This window comes from Actinomadura madurae, assembly GCF_900115095.1.
Classification (GTDB): domain Bacteria; phylum Actinomycetota; class Actinomycetes; order Streptosporangiales; family Streptosporangiaceae; genus Spirillospora; species Spirillospora madurae.
Window position 1 is genome coordinate 170,206 of sequence record NZ_FOVH01000004.1, and the last position, 24,517, is coordinate 194,722.

27 protein-coding genes are annotated in these 24,517 nt (G+C 72.2%); 6 read left to right on the top strand and 21 right to left on the bottom strand.

The features are described 5' to 3' along the window. Position 1: 1 nt before the first annotated feature. From BM339_RS51300 to BM339_RS13620, 8 genes are all read right to left on the bottom strand, one after another. Positions 2-748: an SDR family oxidoreductase gene (locus BM339_RS51300; protein ID WP_075021051.1), complete on the bottom strand. Its 747-nt coding sequence runs from the start codon at positions 746-748 to the stop codon at positions 2-4. A 291-nt stretch (positions 749-1,039) separates the two neighbouring features. Then, positions 1,040-1,237: a hypothetical protein gene (locus BM339_RS13590; RefSeq protein WP_075021052.1), complete on the bottom strand. Its 198-nt coding sequence runs from the start codon at positions 1,235-1,237 to the stop codon at positions 1,040-1,042. Positions 1,238-1,313: 76 nt separating this feature from the next. Then, positions 1,314-2,243: a lysophospholipid acyltransferase family protein gene (locus tag BM339_RS13595; protein WP_177287688.1), complete on the bottom strand. Its 930-nt coding sequence runs from the start codon at positions 2,241-2,243 to the stop codon at positions 1,314-1,316. Between the two features lie 13 nt (positions 2,244-2,256). Further along, positions 2,257-3,258: an NAD-dependent epimerase/dehydratase family protein gene (locus BM339_RS13600; protein ID WP_021591692.1), complete on the bottom strand. Its 1,002-nt coding sequence runs from the start codon at positions 3,256-3,258 to the stop codon at positions 2,257-2,259. Positions 3,259-3,305: 47 nt separating this feature from the next. Next, a complete protein-coding gene (locus tag BM339_RS13605; RefSeq protein WP_018654693.1) occupies positions 3,306-3,404 on the bottom strand; it encodes a 30S ribosomal protein bS22 in 99 nt (32 codons plus the stop codon). A 425-nt stretch (positions 3,405-3,829) separates the two neighbouring features. Further along, positions 3,830-4,033, bottom strand: a complete 204-nt coding sequence (locus BM339_RS13610; protein ID WP_021591693.1) for a helix-turn-helix domain-containing protein — start codon at positions 4,031-4,033, stop codon at positions 3,830-3,832. Between the two features lie 352 nt (positions 4,034-4,385). Beyond that, positions 4,386-5,231, bottom strand: a complete 846-nt coding sequence (locus BM339_RS13615; RefSeq protein ID WP_075021053.1) for a phosphatase — start codon at positions 5,229-5,231, stop codon at positions 4,386-4,388. Positions 5,232-5,238: 7 nt separating this feature from the next. Beyond that, complete coding sequence (locus BM339_RS13620) at positions 5,239-6,453, bottom strand: acetoin utilization protein AcuC (RefSeq protein ID WP_075021054.1); 1,215 nt, start codon at positions 6,451-6,453, stop codon at positions 5,239-5,241. A 155-nt stretch (positions 6,454-6,608) separates the two neighbouring features. Here BM339_RS13620 and BM339_RS13625 point away from each other — a divergent pair, with 155 nt between their 5' ends. Next, positions 6,609-7,586 (top strand): alpha/beta hydrolase, encoded by a 978-nt coding sequence (locus BM339_RS13625; protein ID WP_075021055.1) that lies wholly within the window; start codon positions 6,609-6,611, stop codon positions 7,584-7,586. On the opposite strand, the gene BM339_RS49800 is transcribed toward BM339_RS13625, so the two are convergent. From BM339_RS49800 to BM339_RS13680, 12 genes are all read right to left on the bottom strand, one after another. After that, complete coding sequence (locus BM339_RS49800; protein WP_021591697.1) at positions 7,583-7,738, bottom strand: hypothetical protein; 156 nt, start codon at positions 7,736-7,738, stop codon at positions 7,583-7,585. The genes BM339_RS13625 and BM339_RS49800 overlap by 4 nt on opposite strands. A gap of 114 nt (positions 7,739-7,852) precedes the next feature. Continuing rightward, complete coding sequence (locus BM339_RS13630) at positions 7,853-9,040, bottom strand: ABC transporter permease (RefSeq protein WP_075021056.1); 1,188 nt, start codon at positions 9,038-9,040, stop codon at positions 7,853-7,855. Next, positions 9,037-9,723, bottom strand: coding sequence for an ABC transporter ATP-binding protein (locus BM339_RS13635; protein WP_021591699.1), 687 nt, complete (start codon positions 9,721-9,723; stop codon positions 9,037-9,039). The genes BM339_RS13630 and BM339_RS13635 overlap by 4 nt, the downstream gene beginning before the upstream one ends. Further along, the gene (locus BM339_RS13640) at positions 9,720-11,075 is read right to left on the bottom strand and encodes an efflux RND transporter periplasmic adaptor subunit (protein ID WP_075021057.1); all 1,356 of its coding nucleotides are present in this window, start codon (positions 11,073-11,075) and stop codon (positions 9,720-9,722) included. Before BM339_RS13640 ends, BM339_RS13635 begins: the two co-directional genes overlap by 4 nt. Before the next feature lie 107 nt (positions 11,076-11,182). Continuing rightward, on the bottom strand, positions 11,183-11,620 hold the full coding sequence (locus tag BM339_RS13645; protein WP_021591702.1) for a hypothetical protein: 438 nt from the start codon (positions 11,618-11,620) through the stop codon (positions 11,183-11,185). Positions 11,621-11,753: 133 nt separating this feature from the next. After that, complete coding sequence (proC, locus tag BM339_RS13650; RefSeq protein ID WP_021591703.1) at positions 11,754-12,548, bottom strand: pyrroline-5-carboxylate reductase; 795 nt, start codon at positions 12,546-12,548, stop codon at positions 11,754-11,756. A gap of 88 nt (positions 12,549-12,636) precedes the next feature. Beyond that, on the bottom strand, positions 12,637-13,557 hold the full coding sequence (locus BM339_RS13655) for a proline dehydrogenase family protein (protein WP_024935734.1): 921 nt from the start codon (positions 13,555-13,557) through the stop codon (positions 12,637-12,639). Between the two features lie 60 nt (positions 13,558-13,617). Then, a complete protein-coding gene (locus BM339_RS13660; RefSeq protein ID WP_021591705.1) occupies positions 13,618-14,772 on the bottom strand; it encodes an LCP family protein in 1,155 nt (384 codons plus the stop codon). Positions 14,773-14,882: 110 nt separating this feature from the next. Continuing rightward, positions 14,883-15,617 (bottom strand): ABC transporter permease, encoded by a 735-nt coding sequence (locus BM339_RS13665; protein ID WP_021591706.1) that lies wholly within the window; start codon positions 15,615-15,617, stop codon positions 14,883-14,885. Beyond that, positions 15,614-16,363 (bottom strand): ABC transporter ATP-binding protein, encoded by a 750-nt coding sequence (locus BM339_RS13670; RefSeq protein WP_200871890.1) that lies wholly within the window; start codon positions 16,361-16,363, stop codon positions 15,614-15,616. The genes BM339_RS13665 and BM339_RS13670 overlap by 4 nt, the downstream gene beginning before the upstream one ends. A gap of 50 nt (positions 16,364-16,413) precedes the next feature. Further along, positions 16,414-17,019 (bottom strand): TetR/AcrR family transcriptional regulator, encoded by a 606-nt coding sequence (locus BM339_RS13675; RefSeq protein ID WP_021591708.1) that lies wholly within the window; start codon positions 17,017-17,019, stop codon positions 16,414-16,416. Further along, complete coding sequence (locus BM339_RS13680) at positions 17,016-17,903, bottom strand: sugar phosphate isomerase/epimerase family protein (RefSeq protein ID WP_021591709.1); 888 nt, start codon at positions 17,901-17,903, stop codon at positions 17,016-17,018. Before BM339_RS13680 ends, BM339_RS13675 begins: the two co-directional genes overlap by 4 nt. Before the next feature lie 145 nt (positions 17,904-18,048). Here BM339_RS13680 and BM339_RS13685 point away from each other — a divergent pair, with 145 nt between their 5' ends. The 4 genes from BM339_RS13685 to disA all read left to right on the top strand — a co-directional run bounded on the left by BM339_RS13685 (position 18,049) and on the right by disA (position 22,556). Further along, positions 18,049-18,747: a class I SAM-dependent methyltransferase gene (locus tag BM339_RS13685; RefSeq protein ID WP_024935733.1), complete on the top strand. Its 699-nt coding sequence runs from the start codon at positions 18,049-18,051 to the stop codon at positions 18,745-18,747. 27 nt (positions 18,748-18,774) lie between these two features. Further along, positions 18,775-19,875, top strand: coding sequence for an alpha/beta fold hydrolase (locus BM339_RS13690; protein ID WP_083597610.1), 1,101 nt, complete (start codon positions 18,775-18,777; stop codon positions 19,873-19,875). A gap of 60 nt (positions 19,876-19,935) precedes the next feature. Then, the gene (gene radA / locus BM339_RS13695) at positions 19,936-21,360 is read left to right on the top strand and encodes a DNA repair protein RadA (protein ID WP_024935732.1); all 1,425 of its coding nucleotides are present in this window, start codon (positions 19,936-19,938) and stop codon (positions 21,358-21,360) included. A 113-nt stretch (positions 21,361-21,473) separates the two neighbouring features. Continuing rightward, a complete protein-coding gene (disA, locus tag BM339_RS13700; protein WP_024935731.1) occupies positions 21,474-22,556 on the top strand; it encodes a DNA integrity scanning diadenylate cyclase DisA in 1,083 nt (360 codons plus the stop codon). A gap of 398 nt (positions 22,557-22,954) precedes the next feature. Here disA and BM339_RS13705 read toward each other — a convergent pair whose 3' ends face one another. After that, the gene (locus BM339_RS13705; protein WP_075021058.1) at positions 22,955-23,569 is read right to left on the bottom strand and encodes a hypothetical protein; all 615 of its coding nucleotides are present in this window, start codon (positions 23,567-23,569) and stop codon (positions 22,955-22,957) included. 68 nt (positions 23,570-23,637) lie between these two features. On the opposite strand from BM339_RS13705, the gene BM339_RS13710 reads away from it, so the two are divergent. After that, positions 23,638-24,516, top strand: a complete 879-nt coding sequence (locus BM339_RS13710; RefSeq protein WP_024936091.1) for an HhH-GPD family protein — start codon at positions 23,638-23,640, stop codon at positions 24,514-24,516. The last annotated feature ends 1 nt before the right edge of the window (position 24,517 follow it).

Sequence of the window (24,517 nt, forward strand, 5' to 3'; positions counted from 1 at the left end):
TCTAGGATCGGCCGACGGGGCGCGCTCCGGCGCCGCCGACCAGGTATTCCGACGCGCTGCCGGGGTCGCCGGCGATGTCGACCACGGCCTTCGCCACCTGGTCGGGCGTGAGGAGCGGCTGCATGCCTTCGGTGAACGCCTCGGGGGTGACGCTCTGGCGCGCGGCATAGCCGGCGACGGCGAGACGGCCCATGTCCGTGGCCGGGGTCAGCTGCGGGAACAGGGTGACGAACCGGATGTCCGAACCGGCCCGCTTCGTCTCGTCCGCCGCGTAGTTTCGGATGAACCGGATGGCGGCCTTCGCGCTCGCGTACCCGCCGCTCAGCGGCGACCCGCCGAGGGCGGCCCCGCTCGACATGCCGATGACCACGCTGCCCGGGGCCAGCGGTGCCAGCAGCGCCGCCCGGGTCCAGGCGAAGACGTGCCGGGTGTCGGTATGCCAGTTGCGGCTGAAGGTCTCCCACGTCTGCTCATGGACGGGCGCCATGTGCGGCGCGGCGCCCGCGTTGAGGACGAGCAGGCCGGGACGGTGCTCGCGGATCACGTTCTCCGCGAGCGCTTCGCCGGTGGCGTCGGCGGCGAGGGGCGTGAAGCCTTCGCCGAGGTCGTCGCGCACCAGCCGCAGGTCGTGCTCGTCGCGGGCGATGCCGACGACGCCGGTACCGGCGGCGACGAGCGCGGCGGCGATCGCACGCCCGAAGCCGCGGCCGGCTCCGGTGACGACGGCGGTCTGGAAAAGATCGGACATCGGACACTCCGAATCGGTTGTCGGTTCAGTCCGCATCAAGACCGGCCGCCGCCGCGAAATCCGTCGCCGCCACCTAAGTGATGTGCGTCACATCCTGACCGCCTTCCGCTCAGCCTTCAGGAAGCGGGTGAGGGATGTGGCGAGAGGGCGGAGCAGCAGGACGGCCATGAGGACGAGGGTCCCCGGAATGCCAAGAACGGAGGCGGCGAGACGGACCCTCGCCGGCGTGCGCCTCCTCGGTGGCGTGGGCGAGGCGAGCGCACCGCGCCGGGCCGGACCACCCGCCCCGGGTCAGAAGGGGTACACGGCGGGGTTGACGTAGATCTCCGTGCGTTCGTCGACGGTGCCCGCGGGCAGCCCGTCCTCGGCGATGAGCTGGAACGGCGCGCGGCCCGGCGGAACGTCCCGGAAGCTCTCCAACTGCCCGAGGTCGTCGACGCTGCCGATGATCCGGCCGGAGGCGTCGCGGAAGATGCCCCACACCTTCATCCCGCTCCGCGTCCGGATCTCTGACGCGAGCGGCGGAAGGCGGGTTCCGGGACGGCGGGGCCGCCGTCCCGGGCGGTCAGAGGAAGGCGGGGCCGCGGCGGAGGAGCGTCTCGTAGAGCATCTGCTGGATGTTCTCGCGGACGTGGTCGGTGATGTTGAAGACCGTCATGGGGTCGTCGGCGGTGTCCGCGTCGTACTCGTCCAGCGTCATCGGCTCGCCGAACCGGATCACCCACTTGGACGGGAGCGGGACGAGCCCGGCGGGGCCGAGCAGCGGGAACGTCGGGGTGATCGGGAAGTACGGGAGGCCGAGGAGGCGGGCCAGCGGGCGCAGGTCGGCGATCTTGGGGTAGATCTCCTCGGCGCCGACGATGGCGCACGGGACGATCGGCACCCCGGCGCGCAGGGCGGTGCCGACGAAGCCGCCGCGGCCGAAGCGCTGCAGCTTGTAGCGGTCGGCGAACGACTTGCCGACGCCCTTGAAGCCCTCCGGGAAGACGCCGACCAGCTCGCCCTTGGCGAGCAGCCGCGCCGCGTCGGAGTGGCAGGCGAGCGTGTGCCCGGCCTTGCGGGACAGGTGCCCGAGCAGCGGGATCTGGTAGACGAGGTCGGCGCCGAGCAGGCGGACCTGCCGGTCGGCGTGGTCGTGCAGCGCGACCGACAGCATGAGCGCGTCGATCGGGATGGTGCCGGAGTGGTTCGCGACGAGCAGCGCGCCGCCCTCGGGGATGTTGTCGACGCCGTCGAGCTCGACGCGGAACCAGTGCTCGTAGAGGGCGCGGGCGAGCGGCAGGACGACCGCGGCGTTGAACTCGGGGTCGAAGCCGAACTCGTCGACCTCGTACTCGCCGGACAGCCGGCGGCGCAGGAACGCCAGGCCGGAGGCGATGCCGCGCTCCAGCGGGCTTCGCTCGGGCGGGTCCTCGCCGGCGGAGTCCTGGCGGACGGAGGCGAGCCGGATGACCTGCGCGCCCTCCTCGTCCTCTGCCTGGTGGGCGTTCATCATGCCGGCTCCCCTCTCAGGTGCGTCCCAGCAGTCCGGCCAGCCGGCCGTGCCCGTGGCCGAGGCCCTGGGCGGCGGCGAAGTCGGCGAAGGCCGCCTCGGAGCTGTACTTGGGACGCCACGACAGCTCGTTCTCCAGCGCGGTGGTGTCGATGACCCGCCCGTACGTCAGCCAGCGCAGCAGCTCCGGGGAGAAACCGGACAGGCCCGCGAAGCGGCGTCCCATGTCGCCGAGCACCGAGATCGACGGGGACGGCACGGGCAGGTACGGCCGCCCGGCGCGGCGGAGCGCCTGGGAGAGGAGCAGCACGCCGTCCCCGGCGACGTTGAAGCAGCCGGGGTGGTCCTCGGTCGTCATGCGGCGCAGCACCTCGACGCCGTCGTCCTCGTGGACGAACTGGAGCCGCGGGTCGAAGCCCAGCACCGTCGGGACGACCGGCAGGTGCAGGTACCGGGTGAGCGGGGAGTCGACCCCCGGCCCGAGGAAGTTCGCGAACCGCAGCACCGAGACGGCGAGGTCGGAGCGGCGCCGCATCAGGCCGCGGACGTAGCCCTCGACCTCGACGGCGTCCTTGGCGTAGCCGTTCCTCGGCGGCTCGACGGGCTCGTCCCGCTCGGTGAAGACGGCCGGGTCCATCGGCGAGGAGCCGTAGACGGCGGCCGACGACCGGACGACGAGCTTGCGCATGTCGGGCGAGCGCTGGCAGGCCGCGAGCAGTTGCATCGTCCCGATGACGTTGAGCTCTTTGACCTTGGCCCGCGGGACGGACGAGGAGGTCACGAGGTTGAGGTGCACCACCGTGTCCACCGCCGCCGACGCGATGATCTTCGCGATGCCGGGCGTGCGGATGTCCACCCGGACGAACTCGGTGCGGCCGAGGGACTCGACGGGCGGTACCGTGTCGACCCCGATGACGCGCTCGATGCCCGGGTCGGCCTGCAGGGCGTTCGCGACCCGCGCCCCCAGGAAACGGGAGACGCCCGTGACGAGGACGACACGGGCCGCGGCGGCGGGCATGGAGGACACTGTGCGCCCCACCCCTTACGGCTGAACGGCCGGCGTGATCACTTCTTGTTGCGGCGCTGGATGCGCGTCTTCTTCAGAAGCTTGCGGTGCTTCTTCTTGGCCATCCTCTTGCGACGCTTCTTGATGACAGAGCCCACGGGACCTCGCTCGGCGTATCGGGTGATGTGCAGGAGACGGGCGTGCCGCAGGCGAGCATGATGGCTCTTGGAGAAGCGCGCACGGTCCGCCGACCAAGACTACCGCTCCACCGGTGGAGATCATGCCGCGGCCTGCCCCGCGGTCATGGGCACGGCCGCAGACGCAGCCGTGGACGCAGCCGTAGAGACAGCCGTGGGCACAGCGGTACGGACGGCGGCCGGCACCGCGACTCGCACGGCGCCGGGCACCGTTCCGTCCGGGCGGGCGTGGCCGCCGGCCATCGCCCGTCCGCTCGGTGTCCGGACCGTTCTGCCGGTCCTCGTCCTGCTTCCCCAGCTTCGGGCCGGTCCCTCGGGACCCGCCCGACGCCCCCTGCACGGCCGGGTATGGAGTTCGCGGCGAGGTCATGCCCCGCCCCTACCCGTTATCCGGCTTCGATGTACGCGTCGCGCAGGTAATCGTGAACGGCCTGCTCGGGAACCCGGAACGAGCGTCCCACGCGGATCGCGGGAAGCTCGCCCGAGTGGACGAGACGGTAGACGGTCATCTTGGACACCCGCATCACCGCCGCCACTTCGGCGACGGTCAGGAACCTGACCTCGCTCAGAGGTCGCTCGCCTGAGGTCATCGGACGCCCTCTTCCACACGTGCCGCGCACCGGCCCTTCGGGTGACTTTGATCACGCACGTGTACTTCCTCCAGCGTAAATCGCGTATCGGCAGTCGCAAGAGGGGAGTTCCGCACATTTCTGTATCCGACCTGACCGGGTGGATACAGTCCTGATGCTCTACACAGCGTGGACCTGACGGGACAACGCGTGGCACGACGAACGCTTGTCAACCGGAACCCCCTGTTGACCTGCGGTTCCGCAGTACCCGCAGGCTCCCGGCAAGCCCATGCGCCCCGTTACGGCCGCCCTGTCACACGGAGTGACAGGGCGCACGGCGCCGGAGCCGGCCGGATCGGGGCGCGCCCGGGGGTCAGCCGACGGCGCTCCGGCGTGCGCGATCAAGGATGTAGGCGGTCAGCGGCTCGTAGTGGTGCGCGGAGACGCCGTCGTCGAGCGGGACGACGACGTCGATCTTGCCCTCGGCGGCGCCGGCGAACAGCGCCGGGTCGTTACAGTCCGCGAACCCGACGGTGTCGATGCCCGCCTGGCCGGCGGCGCCGGCCCAGCCGTGATCGGCGATGGCCAGATCCGGCCAGATATCGGGTTTAGCTTCCGTGTCGTCCTCAGAACCGATATCAGCGAGCTCCCGGAGCATGGCCTCCATCGGGTGCGGGTCGTGCGTGTGGTGCGTCCGGAGGTCGCTCCCCTCCAGCATCGCGACGCCGGGGTCGGCGTAGACGATGCGGCGCAGGTCCGAGCCGCCGTAGCCGGTCTCGATCTCGTACGTCCAGCCGGCCGCGGGCGTCAGGATCCGGCAGCCCGCCTCGATCAGCTCCCGCGCGACCGCCTGGTACAGCGGCGTCAGCGTGGCCGGATGGCCGGTCGCGACGACCACGTTCTCCCGGCGGCGGGCGGCGAGGCCGATGCGGTCGCCCATCGCCTCCAGCATGTCGAGCGTGATGTCGGGGTCGATGGTGTCGTCGCCGTACAGGTGGTGGGGATCGGGGTCGACGCCGCAGCGCTCGACCATCATCTCCAGCACGGTCTGCTCCGTCCACGACGGCTTCAGCTCCAGGCCGAGCTGGTAGTAGGGGTTGCCGGCGGCCATCCGCCGGTAGTGCAGCAGGTTGTTCTGGCGCGGCGTGGCCACGTCGCCGGCGATCATCGTCCGGACGAGGTGGGCGCGCAGCTCGTCCCGGGTGGGCGCGGACCTCATCGGCGGCTCACTCGTCCGTCATCGGGTCGAGGCCGTGCTCGGGGAACACCGCCCGCCGCGTCGCCAGCACCGCCTGGTCGACCGGGTCCCCCGGGTCGTAGCCGTCGCCCCACCTGCTGACCTCCACCACGTCGGTTCCGTCCGTCATCCTGCGCGGGGCGACCTCCTCCGTCCGGAGCCGGACGAACTCGCGCCAGTCCTCCGGGGTCGCGGTCCGCGGGGCGATCGGCCCGCCCGCGGCCTCGGCCAGCAGGTGCGTCCACGCCCGCGGGACGACCTGGACCAGCTCGTAGCCGCCGCCCCCGGTGAGCATCCAGCGGCCGCCGGCGGTCTCGTGGGCGAGCCGGTGCAGCCACGCGTAGGCCGTGCGCTGCCCGTCGACGCTGAGCGTCAGGTGCGCGAGCGGGTCGAGCGCGTGGCCGTCGGCGCCCTGCTGGGTGACGAGCACCTCCGGGCGGAACCGGCGCAGCAGCGGCGGGATGATCGCGTCGAACGCCCGCAGCCAGTGCCGGTCGCCGCAGCCGGGCGGCAGCGAGATGTTGACGGAGGTGCCGTCCGCGCCCGTCTCGTCGGGGAAGCCGGTTCCCGGGAACAGCGTCCGCGGCGACTCGTGCAGGCTGATCGTCAGGACGCGGGGGTCGTTGTAGAAGGCCTCCTGGACGCCGTCGCCGTGGTGGACGTCGACGTCGACGTAGGCGACGCGCTCGGCGCCGTTCTCCAGCAGCCACGCGATGGCGACGGCCGGGTCGTTGTAGACGCAGAACCCGCTGGCGGCGCCGCTCAGCGCGTGGTGCAGGCCGCCGGCGATGTTCGCGGCATGCTCGGAGCGTCCCGTCCAGACCGCCTCGGCGGCGGCGACCGAGGCGCCGGTGACCAGGGCGGACGCCTCGTGCATGCCGAGGAAGACCGGGTTGTCGGCGGTGCCGAGGCCGTACCGCGGGTCGGGCAGCCCGGTGGCGCCGGCGTGCTTGACGGCGGCGATGTAGGGCTCCTCGTGGACGAGCCTGAGCAGCTTGTCGTCGGCGGACGCGAACCCGGAGACCGTCACGTTCGGGCGGTCGAGGACGCCGAGCTCCCGGGCCAGCGCCATCGTCAGCTCGACCCGGACGGGGTTCAGGGGATGCCCGGAACCGAAGTCGTAGGAGATGAGCCGCTCGTCCCAGAAGACGTGGAGCCCGCAGTTCTCCGGGCCGGGGGGCGGGGACGGATCGGCACTGCTCATGACCTCACGGTATCGCGCGGGTCACGTGACCTGGCCCACACATAACCCGCACCGCCCCTTTACCGGACCCGGTTCCCGCAACACGCCTGTGACGTGAATTACACGCCGGAAACGGGCATACCGATATCAGGCAGAAATCTCCTATAGGGGGGTAAATGGACGGGCCGAGCGTGCGCAGCCGCGCGATAAGCAACGCGCTTCGCCTGGGCGTTCGTCCGTTCCTGAACTACCTCCCCGGCCCCGGCAGCATCCGCACCGCGCGCTCGACCGTGGACGTCGCGGCGCTGCTGATGCGGCACGGCTCCCGTGTCCGGTTCGACTCGCTGGACGAGCCGCCGCCCGAGGAGACCGCTGACCGCCCGGTCAGGGGCGAGTGGGTGATCTCCCGGGACGTCGCCGAGGACGACGTGCGGGGCGCCGTCCTCTACCTGCACGGCGGCGGCTACGTCGCCTGCTCGCCGCGCACGCACCGTCCGATCACGTCGCGGCTCGCGCTCGACACGGGCCTGCCCGTCGTCGCCGCCCGGTACCGGCTCGCGCCCGAGCACCAGTTCCCCGCCCCGCTGGAGGACGCCCTCGCCGCCTATCGGTGGCTGCTGGCCCGCGGCGTCCCGGCGGCCGGCATCGTGCTCGCGGGCGACTCGGCCGGCGGGCACCTCGCCGCCGTGCTGGCCGGCGAGATCTGCCGGCTGGGCCTGCCGAAACCGGCCGGCCTGCTCCTGTTCTCCCCCTGGGTGGACCTCACCTGCGAACTGTCCATCCAGGCGCAGGCCCGCGCGCACGACCCGTACATCAGCGCCGCGTCGGCACGCCGTGTCGCGCGTCTCGTCGTGGGGCCGGCCGGATTCGACGACCCGCGGCTGGCCCTGCTCTCCTGCGCCTGGGACGGCATCCCGCCCGTCCTCATCCAGGTCGGCGGCGCCGAGGTCCTGCGCACCGAGGCCGAGGCGTTCGCGGAGGCCCTGCAGAGCGCGGGGGCCGACTGCGAGCTGGAGATCTGGAACGGGCAGATGCACGTCTTCCAGATCCTCAACCGCGTCCTGCCGGAGGCGGGCGACGCGATGCGCTCCGCCGCCCGCTTCGTCGGGCACGTGACCTCCACCGCGTCCCCGGGGAACACGGCCGCGGCCTAGCGTCCGCGGGTGTCGCGCTTCCGCAGGTTCGCGGCGAGGAGGGCCGCGGCGTGGTCGGCCATGAACCGGGGGACGCGCAGCTTGATCAGCGTGCGGTGCAGGGCGGACGCGGGGAAGGGCAGGTCGTCCGGACGTGCGCGCCGCTCTTCCATCCCCGACCCCCCGGTATTTCAAGATCAACTAAATGATAGGCCGACCGGGCCCGGACCGCCGGGCATTTCATGATCCTTTCCATCTGCCGGGCCGGACGAAGGCCGCGTCCCGGGTCATTCGGCGCGCAGGGCGGTCACCGGGTCGAGGCGGCCGGCGCGGCGGGCCGGGACGACGCCGAAGAACACCCCGACGGCCGCGGACACGGCGAACGCGACCACCGGGGACCACCAGGTGATCGCGGCCGGCACCGGCGACACCGCGGAGATCGTCACGGCGGCCCCGATGCCGAGGGCGATGCCGGCGAGGCCGCCGAGGGTCGTCAGCAGGACCGCCTCCACGAGGAACTGGGCGAGGATGTCGCGCTGCCGGGCGCCGAGGGCCTTGCGCAGGCCGATCTCCCGCGTCCGCTCCCGGACCCCGACGAGCATGATGTTGGAGACCCCCACCCCGCCGACGAGCAGCGAGATCGCGGCGATGGCGGCCAGCACGCCGGTGAGCGCGCCGAGGACGGTGCCGATCGTGCCGAGCAGCTGCGTCTGCGTGATCGCGGAGAACCGCTCGCCCCGGTACCGGGTCTCCAGCGCGTCCACGATCTCGCGCTGGAGGCGCGGGACGGCGTCCTTGCTGGGCGCGCGGACGGCGATGAAGTCGACCCGGTCCACGCCGAAGAGCCGCTGCGCCGTGGTGATCGGCAGGTGCGCCTCGGAGTCGCGGGTCTGCCCGAACGTCGAGCCGATCTCCGCGAGGACGCCGACGACGCGGAACCGGGTGCCGCCCGCGATCGAGACCTGCCGCCCGACCGGGTCGACGTCGCCGAACAGCCGGCGGGCGAGGTCGGACCCGAGGACGACGACGCGGCGGCGCGTCTCCACGTCGGTGCGGCTCAGGTACCGGCCGCGGCGCAGCGGCCGGTCGAAGACGTTGCCGTAGTGGTCGTTCGTCCCGACGATGCTGGCGAACATCTCCTCGTGGCCGGCCCGGACCGTCTCGCCGGAGTTGAGGGCGACCGCGATGGCGTTCTCGTCGCCGGTGACGCGGCCGAGGTAGCCGACGTCGTCGAGCCGCATCCGGCTGATCGTGGGCGCCGAGCCGAAGCTCAGCTCGCCGGGCGCGACGAAGATGATGTTGGAGCCGAGGCCCTCGATCTCGGTCCGCACGAGGTCGCGGGCGCCGCTGCCGATCGCGACCAGCACGACGACCGCGGCGACGCCGACGACGACCCCGAACATGGTCAGGACGCTGCGGAGCCGGTTGACGCGCAGCGCGTCCGCCGCGATCCGGAACGACTCCACCGGCCTCATCGGACGTCGCGCTCGATGCGGCCGTCGCGGATGTGGACCTGGCGGCGCGCCCGCTCGGCGATGTCCGGCTCGTGGGTGACGAGAACGACGGCGACGCCGCGCTCGGAGTTGAGCCGGTCGAGCAGGTCCATGACGTCGTGGCCGGTGCGGGTGTCGAGGTTGCCGGTCGGCTCGTCCGCCAGGACGACGCCCGGGTCTCCGACGAGGGCGCGGGCGATCGCGACGCGCTGCTGCTCGCCGCCGGACAGCTGGCCGGGGCGGTGCCCGAGCCGGTGGTCGAGGCCGACGGTGGCGAGGGCCGCGGTGGCGCGGTGGCGCCGCTCGCTCCGCGGCACGCCCCGGTAGACCAGCGGAAGCGCCACGTTGTCGAGCGCGCTCGTGCGGGCCAGGAGGTGGAACGACTGGAAGACGAAACCCACGCGCGCGTTGCGCAGTTCGGCGAGTTCGCCGTCCGAGAGGCGGGAGACGTCCCTCCCGGAGATGCGCAGTGTTCCGGTCGTCGGGCGGTCCAGGCAGCCGAGCAGGTGCATCAGCGTCGACTTCCCTGAGCCGGACGGTCCGAGGATGGCGACGAACTCGCCCTCGTCTATCCGCAGGCTCACCCCGTGCAGGGCGGTGACGTCGACGCCTTCCATGCGGTACGTGCGGGTGACGTCCACCGCCTCCAGCGCCGCCTCGCTCACCGGCCGAGTTCCTGGCCCTGCTTGACGGAGTCGGCACCGCGGACCACGATGCTCTCCCCTTCGCGGAGGCCGCGCGTTATCTGGACGGTCGCGTCCCCCTCCGCGCCCAAGCCGACCACGCGTCGCTGGGCCCTCCCGTCCGACACCGCCCAGACGACCGATTCGCGCCCGCTGGTGACGATGGCGGACGACGGCACCGACAGGACGTTCCGGACGTCCCGCACCTTCAGGTTCACCACGGCGCTCATGCCCGGCTTCGGCCGCGGGGCCGTCCCGCCGCCCGCGAGGGCTCCACGCCCGAGCGCCAGGGTGACCTTGTAGGTGACGCCGCCGCCGCTGGACTCCTTGGGCGTGACGCCGACCCCGGTCACCTCGGCCTCGTAGGTGCCGCCCTCGACGGCGTCGAACTCGGCCTCGGCCTCCACGCCCTTGGCGACCTGGAGGACGTCCGTCTCGTCCACGTCGGCGGTGAGCGCGAGCGTGGAGACGTCCGTGACCGTGATGACGGCGTCGCCGCCGGAAACGGGCGCGCCGGCCGCGATGGCGGACGCGTCCTTGGCGGCGCCGCCGCCGAGGTTCCCCAGCCCGGTGAGGCCGCCCGCCTGCGACCGCGCGCCCTGCGGGAGCCGGTCGAGGACGTCGCCGAGGCCGGGCGCGCCGCCCGCCGGGCCGCCGAGCCCGGCGATCCCGTCGAAGGGCGCCTTGATCGTCAGGGCGTCCACCGTGCGCCGGGCGGTCCGCACCGCCGCCCGCGTCTGCACCCGCTGCGCCGCCGTGATGGACGAGATCGTCGCGCCCACGCTGCCCAGCCCGGCGTTGAGCCGCGCCACCGCGGTGCGGGCCGCGGCCGACGCCGTCCGGTACTGGCCCTCCGCCCTGGTGATCCCGGCGAGGACGAGCGCGCGCTCCTTCAGGTCCGGGATCCGGAGGGCGATCTTGCGGGCGGCGGCGAACCCGTCCCGGGCGGTCCGGTCCGTCCTGCGCTGGAACTCCGACAGGTCGAGGCCTTCGGGGACTCCGCCCCCGGCCGAGGCCGACCGGTCGGCTTCGAGGGCCTGGGCGAGCTGCTCCCGCGCGCCCGGCGAGCTGATCTTGGCGAGGACGTCGCCCTCGTCCACCGGGTCGCCGTCCGCGACGTACAGCCGCGCGATCGTCCCCTCGGCGGGCGAGCGGAGCACGGCCGTGGCGCGGGCCGACACGGTCGCGGGCGCCTCCACGACCTCGGACACGTCGGCGCGCTCGACCCTGCCGAGCCGGATCCCGCCGTCCCCGCCACCGCCGGTGCAGGCGCTGAGGACGCCCGCGAGCAGCGCGCCGGCCGCGAGCACGGGGACATAACGCCGGGACGCCACGGGGGCATGGTAAGACGATCATCGGACGGATCGGCACGATCGCGCATGAATCGGCCCGATGAGGCCAGTCGTGCGTGTGGGAGCTTGTGGGAGCTATGGGGCTCGCTTCAGAAGCTGCCGGCGGGCTCGCGTTCGTAGACCTCGTCGTCCTCGCGGCGCCGGCCGCGTTTCACGGTGAAGAACCCGACCAGCGCGGCCAGGGCGGCGCCGCCCTCACCGGCGAGGCTGACCGTCTTCTCCATGTACCAGACGGGCTCGTACATGTCCGGCAGCGGGCCGAGCGCGCCCATGTCGACGTAGTAGTACAGGACGAGGGCGCCGACCGCGCTCGCCGCGACGAGGAACGCCAGCGCGTAGGACCAGCGGGTCGCGTAGGTGAGGATGATGACGGCGACCACGCCGGCCACCGCGGCCTGGATGCGGAAGAGCAGGTCCCCGTCGATGGACCCGCCCTGGACGAAGGCCATGTCGGGCGCGAACTTCCAGTGCACGATCGCGTCGGCCGCCAGCCCGGCGGCGACGATCAGGCGGAGTATGAGTCCCATATCTCTAACACGAACGGGACCCCGGGGGCGGATCAATGTTCAAAGATGAACTTTCGCCGGTTCTCCGCGCCCGGCTCTCCGCGCCCGGTTCTCCGCCCGGTTCTTCACCCGGCTCTCCGCGCCCGGACGCGGATCAACCGCCCGCGAGCTCCCGCCCCCGGTTCCGGGCGGCCTCGATCGCCTCCAGGACGGCGGCGCGGACCCCGTGCCGCTCCAGCTCCCGGATCGCCGAGATCGTCGTCCCGCCGGGGGACGTGACGGCCTCGCGCAGCAGCACCGGGTGCTCGCCGGAGTCGCGGAGCATGACCGCGGCGCCCACGGCCGACTGGATCACCATCTCCAGCGCGGCGGCGCGCGGCATGCCGAGCAGGATGCCCGCGTCCACCATGGCCTCGACGAGGTAGTAGAAGTACGCGGGCCCGCTGCCGGACAGGGCCGTCGCGCCGTCCTGCAGCGACTCGGGGATGCGCAGCACCTTGCCGACGGGCGACAGCAGCTCCTCCGCCAGCTTCAGGTGCTCCTCGCCGGCGTGCGACCCGGCCGAGATGACGCTCATCGCCTCGTCCACGTGCACGGGCGTGTTCGACATGACGCGGACGACGGGCACGCCCTCCGGCAGCCGCGCCTCGACGAACCCGGTCGTGATCCCGGCCGCCATCGAGATCACCAGCCGTCCCGGCGGGACGTGCGGGCCGACCTCGTCCAGCAGGACGCCCATGTCCTGCGGCTTCACCGCGAGGACCAGCGTCCCGGCCTTCGCGGCGGCCTCCGCGTTCGGCAGGATCTCGATGCCGTACCGCTCGCGCAGCAGCGCCCCGCGCTCCTCCCGGCGCGCGGTCGCCACCAGCTCGGACGGGCGGCGGCCGGCCCGGAGCACCCCGGACAGCAGCGCCTCGCCCATCTTCCCGGCACCCAGAATCGCGATCATCGGCCACCCTCGGATCTCATCTCAGCGACGCGCCCAGCCTAGTCCCGGGCCGGACCGCTTCGAGGCACGCCCTCGGAGGAACGCCTGGTCAGGACCGTCCGGCGAGGGAGCGCATGAAGAAGCGCAGGTTGGCGGGCCGCTCGGCGAGCCGGCGCATGAAGTACTGGTACCACTCGCGGCCGTAGGCGACGTAGACGCGGACCTGCGCGCCCTGCGCGGCCAGCCTGCGCTGCTCCTGCGGACGGATCCCGTAGAGCATCTGGTACTCGAACGTGGAGGCGTCGCGCTCGTGCAGGTCGGACAGCGCGCCCGCGATCTCGATGAGCCGCGGGTCGTGCGTCGCGAGCATCGGATAGCCCTTGCCGGCCATCAAGACCTTCATGCAGCGCACGTACGACCTGTCGACCTCTTCCTTGTCGGTGAAGGCGACCGCCGCCGGTGCCGCATACGCGCCCTTGCACAGCCGCACACGCGAACCCTCGTAGGCCAGTTCCGTGCAGTGTTCCTCAGCGCGGCGCAGGTAGGCCTGGACGACCGCACCCACGTCCGGGAAGTCCCTCCGCAGGTCTTGGACGATCCCCAGCGTCGCATCGACGGTCGTGTGCTCCTCCATGTCGAGGGTGACCGTCGTACTGGACGAACGGGCGGCCTCGCAGACCCGGCGGGCGTTCTCCAAGGCGAGGTCTTCGTCGAGCGTCTGCCCCACCGCGGAGAGCTTCATCGACACCTCGGCGCGCGTGCCGAGCCCGGCGTCACCCAGCCGTTCCAGGAGCTCGACGTAATGCGTGGCGTTCGCCTCCGCGCGGCCCTTGTCGTGGGTGTCCTCCCCCAGGACGTCCAGGGTGACGAGCAGCCCTTCGCCGCTCAGATCCTCCGTGACGCGCAGCGCGTCCTCGATCGTCTCCCCGGCGACGAACCGGCGGACGACGTCGGCGGTGAACGGCGCGGTCTCCACGACCCGGCGCGCGCCGTCACTGCGCGACGCGGCGAGCAACGCCTGACGAAGCACTGTGCGAACCCCTTGTCCGTGCGCGTACCGTCCCAGGTTAAGCCCGGGACGGCCCGGCGATCACGACACCGTGCCGAGGCTGTTCCCCGCGCCGTGCTGCTTGACGTACTCGGCCATCCGCGCGCTCTTGACGGCGTCGAACAGTGCCTTCGCCTTCGTCCCGTCCAGGAACACCACGCTCTGCTTGGCGCGCATTCCCGTGCCCTTGTTCGGCAGTGTCATGAACATGACGTCCGACGCGCGGACGCTGCGCATGCTCAGCGCCAGCGAGCGCAGGTCGCCCGCCGACACGCCCTCGTCCACGCTGATCGACTTGGTGAGCGCGGACAGGAACCGGTCGAGCTTGAGCGGGTTGGTGAGCGTCCCGCGGTCGGCGGCCTGCTTGGCGAGCGCGCCGAGGAACGCCTGCTGCCGCTTGATCCGGTCGAAGTCGCCGTTCGGCAGGTTGTAGCGCTGCCGGACGAACAGCAGCGCCTCCTCGCCGTCGAGCTTCTGCCGGCCCGCCTCCCACTGCTTCTTGCGCGCCGGGTCGTAGACGCTCTGCTTGATGTTGACGGTGACGCCGCCGAGCGCGTCCGTCATCGACTTGAACCCCTCGAAGTCGATGGCGCCGAAGTGGTCGACTCGGATCCCGGTGAGGCTCTCCATCGTCTCGATCAGCAGCTTCGGCCCGCCGAACGAGAACGCCGCGTTGATCTTCTGCCGGCCGTAGCCGGGGATCTCCACCCACGAGTCCCGCGGGAACGAGATGATGTAGGCCTTCTTCCGGTCCGCCGGCAGGTGCAGCAGCATGATCGTGTCGGTGCGCTGCTGCCCCGGCTTCCAGACCTGGTTCCCCTCGCCGGTGGTGGCCTCCGCCCGCGAGTCCGACCCGACCAGCAGCCAGTTCTCGGTGCCGGCGACGTTCGGCCCCGGCCGCTTCGACCCGTCGTCGGGCATCACGCCCTTGATCCGGTCGATGTTGCCGTTGTAGGACGACTGCCGCTGCCACACCAGGCCGCCGAGCCCCGCCACGATCAGCGCCAGGAACACGCCCACCGCGATGAGGATCCGCGGCCACCGCCGCTTGCGCGCGGTCTCCGTCCCGTCCCCGCCGCCCCAGAAGGCGTTCTCGGCATCGCTCCCCGGGACGGGCGGCGCCTCGGTGGCCTGTGCCCCCGGAGCCGCCTCGGGCCGCTCCGACGCCTGCGAACCGGAAAGATCAGGGGAGGTCATGGCGCGAAGCTACCAGCCTGAACGACCAGGGATGGCCCACTTAGCCCCACCTGTCCGATTAAGGCGGACCTCTTCTTTCCATGTAAACCTCACCCCCACCTCACGGGTCGTCAGGCTGTGCGGCGGCGGAGGGTCACCGCTCCCAGCAGGAGGGCCACCAGGACGAAGGCGGCGATCACGCTGACGTCGACGGTGAGTGTGGTGGTGAAGTCGGGGTCGGCGCTGATCTCCCGCATGCCTTCGACCGCGTACGAGAGGGGCAGGACGTCGGAGATGGCCTGGAGCCAGCCCGCCATGTTCTCGCGCGGGATGATCAGGCCGCAGAGCAGCAGCTGCGGCAGGACGAACGCCGGCATGAACTGGACGGCCTGGAACTCGGTGCGGGCGAACGCGCTGGCGAACAGGCCGAGCGCCATGCCGAGCAGGGCGTCCAGCAGGGAGACGAGGACGAGCGAGCCGAGCGAGCCGTTCAGGTCGAGGTCGAGCCAGGTGAGCGAGACGGCGAGCACGACGGCGACCTGGACGAGCGCGAGGAGCCCGAACGCGAGGGCGTAGCCGAGCAGCAGGTCCAGCTTGCCGAGCGGCATGGTCATCAGCCGTTCGAGGGTGCCGCTGGTCCGTTCGCGGAGGGTGGCGACGCTGGCCACGACGAACATGACGATGAACGGGAACAGGCCGAGCAGCATGGGCCCGATCCGGTCGAAGACCTCCGGCTGGTCGAACACGTACCGCAACAGGATCATCAGCAGCGTCGGGACGGCGATGAGCAGCGCGAGCGTGCGGTGGTCGTGCTTGAGCTGCGCCAGGATGCGGCGCATCGTGGCGAGGGTGATGGCGGCGCTCATGCGGTGCTCCCGGCCTTCTCGGTGATCAGGTGGAGGAACGCCTCCTCGAGGTCGGGCGTCCCGGTGCGCGAGCGCAGCCCGTCCGGCGTCCCGTCGGCGAGGATCATGCCCTCGCGCATCAGCAGGAGCCGGTCGGTGCGTCCCGCCTCGTCCATGACGTGGCTGGACACGACGAGGGTGGCGCCGCGGTCGGCCAGCTCGCGGAACAGCTCCCACAGCTCCTGGCGGAGCACCGGGTCGAGGCCGACGGTCGGCTCGTCCAGGACGAGCAGTTCGGGCGAGCCGAGCAGAGCGACGGCGAGGTTGACGCGGCTGAGCTGCCCGCCGGACAGCGTCGCCGCCGTCTGGTCGCGGCTGCGGCCGAGGCCGACCTCGTCGATGACGCGGTCGACGTCGGAGCGCGGGGCCCGCAGGACGGACGCGAAGTAGCGCAGGTTCTCGGTGACGGTCAGGTCGGCGTAGACGGCGGGGGTCTGCGTGGAGTACCCGACCCGGCGCCGCAGGCCGGGTGATCCGGCGGGTTCGCCGAGGACGGCCACCGTCCCGCTCCGGACGATCTGGACGCCGACGAGCGCCCTCATCAGGGTGGTCTTCCCGCAGCCGCTCGGCCCGAGCAGTCCCACGATCGAGCCGCGCGGGACGTCGAAGGAGAGCCCGTGCAGCACCTCCCTGCCGCCGCGGACGACCCGCAGGTCCCGCACGTTCACCGCCGGCTCGGCCTTTCCCGCCGGACTAGAACTCATCATGTGTTGAATTTATGCCCGCGGAGGGGCCCGGTCAAGGGTGTTCCGGAGGTTCAGGACGTGAGGTACCGCTGGAGGGTCGGCGCCACCAGCTCGATCAGCTCGTCCTCGGTCGCGGACGCCAGCGGCTCGACGCGCAGCACGTACCGCAGGATCATCAGCCCGATCATCTGCCCGGCCGCCGCCTGGATCCCGAGCGACGGCGCGGCCGTGACCTGCTTGGCCCGCCCGAACAGCGCGCTCGTGACGAACTCCCGCAGCAGCGCCGCCGCCCGCTCGTTCGTCATCGCCGAGCGGAGCATCGCCAGCATCGGCGCGCGGCGGTCGGCGTCCCCCCACACGCTCAGGAAGGTGCGCACCATCGTCTCGCCGAGCCGGTCCCGGGGGGCGGCGAGGATCTGGGGCAGCACGACGGCCGGGTCCACCGGGAAGCGCATCGCCTCGATGAACACGCCCTCCTTGTTGCCGAAGAAGTGGTGGACGAGGGCCGGGTCGACCCCGGCGGCGCGGGCGATGGCGCGCAGCGACGCGCCGTCGTACCCCTTCTCGGCGAACAGGTCGCGGGCCTCGGCCAGGATCTTCTCGCGGGTCTCGGTCGGGCCGGGCCGGCGCCCCGGCCCCCGCGTCCGGCCCCGGACGGGTCCGGCGGCGTCCGTCACCGCCGCACGCCCCGGCGGGTGATCTCCCCGGCCGAGGTGACCTCCCAGGTGTGGTCGGCCGCGGCGAGGTGCAGGCGCGCGAACGCCAGGGCCTCGGCGAGGTCCTCCATCCGCTCGGCCCGGTTCGACGCGCGCCGCGTGTTGACCTCCAGGACGATGTGCCCCCGGAAACCGCCCTCGGCGAGGTTCTCCAGCATGGGCCCGCACGGCTGGTTGCCGCGCCCCGGGACGAGGTGCTCGTCCTTGTTCATGACGCCGACGCCGTCGGCGAGGTGGACGTGCCGCAGCCGGTCGCCGAGGCTCCCCGCCATGTCGATGGCGTCGGACCCCGAGACGGCGGTGTGCGACAGGTCGAGCGTCACGTACGGGTAGTCCTGGTCGACGGGGTTCCAGTCGGGCAGGTACATGCCCGCCTCGGCGCCGCGCGCCTTCAGCGGGAACATGTTCTCGACCGCGAACAGCACGTCCGTCTCGTCCTGCATGCGGGCGAGGCCGTCGACGAACTCCTTGGCGTAGTCGCGCTGCCAGCGGAACGGCGGGTGGACGACGACGACCTCCGCCCCCAGTTCCTCGGCGACGTCCTTCGAACGGACCAGCTTGCCCCACGGGTCGCGTCCCCAGACCCGCTGGGTGAGCAGCAGGCAGGGCGCGTGGATCGACTTGATCGGCACCTGGTGGTAGTCCGACAGCCGGCGCAGGACGTTCAGGTCCTGCGACGAGGCGTCCGTGGAGACCATCACCTCGATGCCGTCGTACCCCAGCAGCGCGGCGATCTCGAACGCGCTCGGTACCTTCTCCGGGTAGACCGACGCGGTGGAGAGCGTGATCGGCGCGTCCGGCACGCGGAGCGCGGGTGAAGAGGCACCGTTGTACTGCGGGGTCAAGGCTTCCTCGCCAGGAAAGATCGCTCGGCAGTTGTCATCAGAGACGGGTATGCAAAGGAAAGCCTATGCGGCGACGGCCGTGATGAAACACTCGCCCGGAGTGATCTGGCTTGCCCCGCCCGCCGCGCCGCTACGCTCTGTCCCCGTGGCCGAGATCGCGCCGGGCGCCGTGCCGAGCCCCAACATCTGGAACTCCCCCCAGGTCTACGAACTGGAGAACCGCGCCGTCGACCCCGACGGAGTGCTGGCCGCCGCGATGCGCGCGATCCGGCCGTGGCAGGGCGCCGACGTCCTCGACGTCGGCTGCGGCACCGGCTACCACCTGCCGTTCTTCGCCGCGGACGCGCAGCGGGTGGTCGGCGTCGAACCGCACGCAGGCCTCGCCGAGGCGGCCGCGCGCCGCACCCGGAACCTGCGCAACGTGACCGTCCGCGTCGGCGCCGCCCAGTCGCTGCCGCTCGCGGACGCGTCGATCGACGTCGTCCACGCCCGGTGGGCGTACTTCTTCGGCCCGGGCTGCGAGCCGGGGCTGGTCGAGCTGAACCGGGTCGTCCGGCGCGGCGGCGCGGTCTTCGTCATCGACAACGACGCGACCCGCTCCACGTTCGGCCGCTGGTTCCAGCGCAGCCTCCCGAAGTACGATCCCGCCGAGGTCGAGCGGTTCTGGACGCGGCACGGCTTCACCCGCCAACCCCTGATGATCCGGTGGTCGTTCCAGAACAGGGACGACTTCGCCGCGGTGCTCCGCATCGAGTTCCCACCCGATCTCGCCGATGTCTGCCTGCGCGAACATGCCGAACTCGAGGTGGACTATGCCGTCAATTTGTGGTGGCGTTGCCTCTGAGTTACTGACGAGTCGGAGGGACGGACCATGGGCCGCGCCGCCAAGACGAGCCTTGTCACCTCTGGGGCGACGCCCGCCCAGGCCCGCGGCAGAACGCTCCTGAACATCCTCGCCGTCACCGCCCTCGGCACGGCGGGCGCGGGCGCTGGGCTGGTCGCCCAGCGGCGCGCCATGCGCCGCCTCCAACTGCGGCCGGACCCCTTCGCCGGCGAGCCGTTCGGCTCCCTGCGCGGCCGTCCCGTCCCCGTCCGCGCCGACGACGGGACGCGCCTGTACGCCGAGGTCGACGGCGCGGACCGCACCGACCTCGCCGTCGTCTTCTCCCACGGCTGGACGCTCACCCAGGACTCCTGGCACTTCCAGCGCAAGGCCCTGCGCGGCCTCGGCCGGCTCGTCTTCTGGGACCACCGCGGCCACGGCCGCTCCGACGGCGGCGCCCGCGACGGCTACGCCGTCCCCCGCCTCGCCCGCGACCTCGCCGCCGTCATCGACGCGACCGTCCCCGCCGGCACGCCGATCGTCCTCGTCGGCCACTCCATGGGCGGCATGACCATCCTGCGCTACGCCGACGAGAACCCCGGCCTGCTCGGCCGCAGGATCCTCGCGACCGGGCTGCTCTGCACGTCGCCCGGCGGCCTCGGCGAGGTCACGCTCGGCATGCCCGCGCTGATCGCGCGCACCACCCACCGCCTCCTCCCCCGCGCGCTCGGCGCGCTCGGCGCGGGCTCCGGCGCCGTCGAGCGGGTCCGCCACCTCGGCCGCGACGCCGCCACCCTGGTCGAGGACCTCGTCGCCTTCGGCCCCGACGCCAGCCCCGCCGCGGTCGCCTTCGCCGAGCAGATGATGACCGAGACCCGCCTGGACGCCTTCGCCGACTTCTTCCGCTCGATGATCACCACCGAGCCGATCAGCGACTGCGCGTCCCTCCGCGGCGCCGACTCCCTCGTCATCGGCGCCGAGCACGACCGGCTCACCCCGGTCGAGCACAGCCTGAAGATCGCGTCCTGCGTCCCGTCCGCGCGCCTGGAGGTCGTCCCCGGCGCCGGCCACATGGCCATGCTCGAACGCCCCGGCACCGTCTCCGACCACCTCGGCGACCTGATCGAAAGAGCCCGCAAAGAAGCCTGACCCCGAACACGACCGGCGCGGGGCCGGCACTGTCACTGCCGGGCTCTACGCTTCCGTCGCATGGCGAAGGCTAAGACCGCGAAGGCGGCCTACCGGTGCTCGGAGTGCGGGTGGCAGACCTCGAAATGGGTGGGGCGTTGCGGGGAGTGCCAGACGTGGGGGACGGTCACCGAGGCGGCGTCGGCGACGCCCGCGCGGGTGGTGTCGGCGGGGCCGGTCAGTGCGCCGGCGCGTCCGATCGGGAAGGTGGACGTCCGGTCGGCGCAGACGCGGCCGACCGGCCTGGACGAGCTGGACCGGGTGCTCGGCGGCGGCATCGTGCCCGGCGCGGTCCTGCTGCTGGCGGGCGAGCCCGGCATCGGGAAGTCGACGCTGCTGCTGGAGGTCGCCGCGCTGGCCTCGACGGCGGACGGGGGCGGGGCGGCGAAGAACGTCCTGTACGTGACGGGTGAGGAGTCGGCCGAGCAGGTGCGGCTGCGCGCCGACCGGGTCGGGGCGATCACCGACGACCTGTACCTGGCGGCGGAGACGGAGCTGTCCGCGATCCTGGGGCATGTCGACGCCGTCGAGCCGGCGCTGCTCGTGGTCGACTCCATCCAGACGATCGGGACGTCCGAGGCCGACGGGGCGCCCGGCGGGGTCACGCAGGTCCGCGAGGTCGCGGCCAACCTGATCAGGGTGGCGAAGGAGCGCGGCATCACGGTCGTGCTGGTCGGGCACGTCACCAAGGACGGCGCGATCGCCGGGCCGCGGCTCCTGGAGCACCTGGTCGACGTCGTCCTGTACTTCGAGGGCGACCGGCACTCCCGCCTCCGCATGATCCGCGCGGTCAAGAACCGGTACGGGCCGACGGACGAGCTGGGCTGCTTCGACCTGTCGGAGGTCGGCATCGTGGGCCTGCCCGATCCGAGCGGCCTGTTCCTCACCCGCCGCGAGGAGCCCGTCCCGGGGACGTGCGTGACGGTGACCCTGGAGGGGCGGCGGCCGCTGGTGGCGGAGGTGCAGTCGCTCGTCGCGAAGTCGCACCTGCCGGCGCCGCGGCGCGCCACGTCCGGGCTGGACACGTCCCGCGTCGCGATGGTCCTCGCGGTGCTCGCGCAGCGCTGCAAGATCTCGATGCACGAGCAGGACGTGTACGTCTCGACGGTCGGCGGCGTGCGGCTCACCGAGACGTCGGTCGACCTGGCGCTCGCCCTGGCGGTCGCGGGTTCCACGGTCGAGCAGTCGCTGTCGGGCAGCCTGATCGCGCTCGGCGAGGTCGGCCTCGCCGGGGAGGTGCGGGTCGTGCCGGGCGTCCAGCGGCGGCTCGGCGAGGCGGCGCGGCTCGGGTTCAAGCACGCCGTCGTCCCGCGCGGGTCGCTCGATCTCGCGGACGGGTCCCCGCTGAAACGCGCGGATCCGCAGCTCACCAGCTACGAGGGCATGAAGGTGATGGAAGTGGACAGCCTGCAGCAGGCGCTCCAGGTGGCGTTTACGGCGCCCTGACAGGAGTCACGCCAGAGTATTACTCCACACAACGCACGCTTGCGACCTGGGGAGGAACCAGGACGCGGCCCGCCTCGGTAAACTGACGCCGTCCAGCGACCTCCGGGGGTCAGGTGCCATCACACGACAAGGGTCATGACGAACGACGCCGCGCCACGTTGGCCGCGGTGGCTCCGGGCACCCAGATCCGCGACGGACTCGAACGGATCCTGCGGGGCCACACCGGCGGCCTGATCGTGCTCGGCTACGACAAGACGGTCGAGGAACTGTGCTCGGGCGGCTTCGAGCTCGACGTCCAGTTCTCCGCCACGCGGCTGCGCGAGCTCGCGAAGATGGACGGCGCGATCGTCCTCGACGACAGCCACAGCCGCATCGTCCGCGCCGCCGTACATCTCGTGCCCGACTCGACCATCCCCACCGAGGAGTCCGGCACCCGCCACCGCACCGCGGAGCGCGTCGCCCGCCAGACCGTCTACCCGGTCATCTCGGTGAGCCAGTCGATGCACATCATCGCGCTGTATCTCGACGGCATCCGCTACGTGCTGGAGGATTCGGCGGCGATCCTGTCCAAGGCGAACCAGGCCCTGGCGACGCTCGAACGGTACAAGCTGCGGCTGGACGAGGTGTCCGGGACGCTCTCCGCGCTGGAGATCGAGGATCTCGTCACCGTGCGGGACGTCAGCGCCGTCGTGCAGCGGCTGGAGATGGTGCGCCGCATCGCCGACGAGATCGAGGGCTACGTCGTCGAGCTCGGCACCGACGGCCGGCTCCTCTCGCTCCAGCTCGACGAGCTGGTCTCCGGCGTGGACGCCGACCGCGAGCTGATCGTCCGCGACTACCCGTCCGACGACACCCGGGCCCGCGGCGTGGACGCCATCCTGTCCGCGCTGGACACGCTGTCGGCGACGGAGCTGCTCGACCTGTCCACGGTGGCCGAGGTGATGGGCTTCGCCGGCCCCGACGCCCTCGACCTGCCCGTCAGCCCGAAGGGCTTCCGCCTTCTCGCGAAGGTGCCGCGCCTGCCGAGCATGGTCGTCGAGCGCCTCGTCGAGCACTTCGGCGGCCTGCAGAAACTCCTCGCCGCCAGCATCGACGATCTCCAGGCGGTCGGCGGCGTGGGCGAGTCCCGCGCCCGCAGCGTCCGCGAGGGCCTGTCCCGCCTGGCCGAATCGTCGATCCTGGAACGCTATGTGTAGTTTTGCTTTTTTCTCCCCCTTCGGGCCTAGCGGCCCTGCTGTGTTCATTGCAGCGCCCTCCTCCTTCGGGCCTAGCGGCCCTCCATCGTCGGGCACCGCGGGCGATCGCTGGCATCGCTCCGACTCGCCTTGCGGCTCGCTGCGCGATCAGGGTCTCGCTGCGCTCGCCCCTGCCTTCGGACGCGATCGCGACCATTGAGGTTGTCGCGTGGATGCGGCGCCGGCTGAGGTCAGCGCACTAGCGGGTCCAGGCAACCCCACACCTACGGGTCAATCAATCATTCCGGCACGCTCCAACGACTCACTTCGCGACCTTGCTACCGCTTCACCCGCCTCGCCTTCGAACGCCATCGCAACTATTGAGGTTGTCGCGTGGTGGCAGGGTGGGCGGTCATGGGTCAGCGGAGGCGGAAGATCTGTTTCTTGGCGTCTGTGTCCTTCAGGGCGGCCACGTAGGTGCCGGGGCGGGCCGTGGTGGCGCCCTTGCAGCCGCGTCCGCGGTCCCAGGTGACGTTGTCGACGTACGGGACGCCGCGCTGAAGGATCTTCTTGGGTGCCTCACCGTGGCGGCATTTGGCGGACGACCAGATCCTGTCCGAGCCGGACGTGATGCGGACGTCCAGGGAGCCGGTGTCGAACGTGCAGGCGCCCTTGCCCGCGTTGACGACCGTGATGCGGAACTCGGGCCGCCGCGGGCCCGCGAAGGTGTCCCCGGCGGCCGACATGGTGACCACGAGGTCATCGTCGTCGCAGGGGCCGCCGTCGGCCGGTTCCGCGGCGGGCGTGGTGGTCGTGGTCACGGTCACCGTGGGCATCGCGCTCGGCGGCGGTGGAGGACTCGCGCTGCCCATCGCGCCCGCCTTCTGGACGGGTTCGCCTTCGCCGGTGCCGCCGGAGCACGCCCAAGCCAGCAGGCCGACGGCGCCGAGGACGCCCGCGAGGGCCGCCGCGCGGCGGCGCCAGTATCGATCGGCCCCGGATCCGCTCCAGTCACGTTCAGTGTTCGCCCCCATGCGGTCAGTATGCAATCAGCGCTAGGGAAAGAGGGGACGACCCGCCGCGTGCCACAATGGCGGCGCACATGAACCTGAACTCCGTGTACACCGCTCCGATCCTCGACTGGTACGAGGCGAATGCCCGGGACCTCCCGTGGCGGGCGCCGGACGCGACGCCCTGGGGCGTCCTCGTCAGCGAGATCATGCTCCAGCAGACGCCGGTCGCCCGCGTCCTTCCGGTGTGGGACGCCTGGATGACGCGCTGGCCGGACCCCGCGGCGCTGGCCGCGGAACCGTCCGGGGAGGCCGTCCGGGCCTGGGGACGCCTCGGCTACCCGCGCCGCGCCCTGCGCCTCCACGAGAGCGCCCGCGCGATCACCGAGCGGCACGGCGGCGAGGTGCCGTCCTCGCACGCCGACCTGCTGGCGCTGCCCGGCATCGGCGCCTACACGGCCGCGGCAGTCGCCAGCTTCGCGTTCGGGCAGCGGCACGCCGTCCTCGACACCAACGTCCGGCGCGTCCTGGCCCGCCTCCTGTCGGGGGACGAGTACCCGCCGAAGTCGCAGACCAGGGCCGAGGTCGAGCTGGCCGAGGGCCTGCTGCCGGCCGACCCCGCCACCGCCGCCCGCTGGGCCGTCGCCGTCATGGAGCTGGGCGCGCTGGTCTGCACGGCGCGCACACCACGCTGCGTCGACTGCCCGGTGCTCGATCGCTGCGCCTGGCAGCGCGCGGGCCGCCCCGCCTACGACGGGCCGCCGCGCCGCGGACAGACCTACGCCGGCACCGACCGCCAATGCCGCGGCCGCATCCTCGCCGTCCTCCGCGACGCCGAAGGCCCGGTCGCGAAACCAGCCCTCGACGTCGTCTGGGCCGACGACGTCCAACGAGAACGGGCCCTGGACGCCCTGATAGCGGACGGCCTGGTGGACCCCCTGGAAGACGGCCGCTACGCCCTCCCCGGCTGAG

Coding starts and splice junctions, on each gene's coding strand:
- BM339_RS13690 (WP_083597610.1), top strand. CDS start 18,775: ATGGGCCGCGCCGCCAAGACGAGCCTTGTCACCTCTGGGGCGACGCCC.
- BM339_RS13615 (WP_075021053.1), bottom strand. CDS start 5,231: ATGAGGTCCGCGCCCACCCGGGACGAGCTGCGCGCCCACCTCGTCCGG.
- radA (WP_024935732.1), top strand. CDS start 19,936: ATGGCGAAGGCTAAGACCGCGAAGGCGGCCTACCGGTGCTCGGAGTGC.
- BM339_RS51300 (WP_075021051.1), bottom strand. CDS start 748: ATGTCCGATCTTTTCCAGACCGCCGTCGTCACCGGAGCCGGCCGCGGC.
- BM339_RS13710 (WP_024936091.1), top strand. CDS start 23,638: ATGAACCTGAACTCCGTGTACACCGCTCCGATCCTCGACTGGTACGAG.
- BM339_RS13610 (WP_021591693.1), bottom strand. CDS start 4,033: ATGACCTCAGGCGAGCGACCTCTGAGCGAGGTCAGGTTCCTGACCGTC.
- BM339_RS13670 (WP_200871890.1), bottom strand. CDS start 16,363: ATGATGAGTTCTAGTCCGGCGGGAAAGGCCGAGCCGGCGGTGAACGTG.
- BM339_RS13600 (WP_021591692.1), bottom strand. CDS start 3,258: ATGCCCGCCGCCGCGGCCCGTGTCGTCCTCGTCACGGGCGTCTCCCGT.
- BM339_RS49800 (WP_021591697.1), bottom strand. CDS start 7,738: ATGGAAGAGCGGCGCGCACGTCCGGACGACCTGCCCTTCCCCGCGTCC.
- BM339_RS13630 (WP_075021056.1), bottom strand. CDS start 9,040: ATGAGGCCGGTGGAGTCGTTCCGGATCGCGGCGGACGCGCTGCGCGTC.
- BM339_RS13625 (WP_075021055.1), top strand. CDS start 6,609: ATGGACGGGCCGAGCGTGCGCAGCCGCGCGATAAGCAACGCGCTTCGC.
- BM339_RS13660 (WP_021591705.1), bottom strand. CDS start 14,772: ATGACCTCCCCTGATCTTTCCGGTTCGCAGGCGTCGGAGCGGCCCGAG.
- BM339_RS13595 (WP_177287688.1), bottom strand. CDS start 2,243: ATGATGAACGCCCACCAGGCAGAGGACGAGGAGGGCGCGCAGGTCATC.
- BM339_RS13620 (WP_075021054.1), bottom strand. CDS start 6,453: ATGAGCAGTGCCGATCCGTCCCCGCCCCCCGGCCCGGAGAACTGCGGG.
- BM339_RS13705 (WP_075021058.1), bottom strand. CDS start 23,569: ATGGGGGCGAACACTGAACGTGACTGGAGCGGATCCGGGGCCGATCGA.
- proC (WP_021591703.1), bottom strand. CDS start 12,548: ATGATCGCGATTCTGGGTGCCGGGAAGATGGGCGAGGCGCTGCTGTCC.
- BM339_RS13665 (WP_021591706.1), bottom strand. CDS start 15,617: ATGAGCGCCGCCATCACCCTCGCCACGATGCGCCGCATCCTGGCGCAG.
- BM339_RS13645 (WP_021591702.1), bottom strand. CDS start 11,620: ATGGGACTCATACTCCGCCTGATCGTCGCCGCCGGGCTGGCGGCCGAC.
- BM339_RS13590 (WP_075021052.1), bottom strand. CDS start 1,237: ATGAAGGTGTGGGGCATCTTCCGCGACGCCTCCGGCCGGATCATCGGC.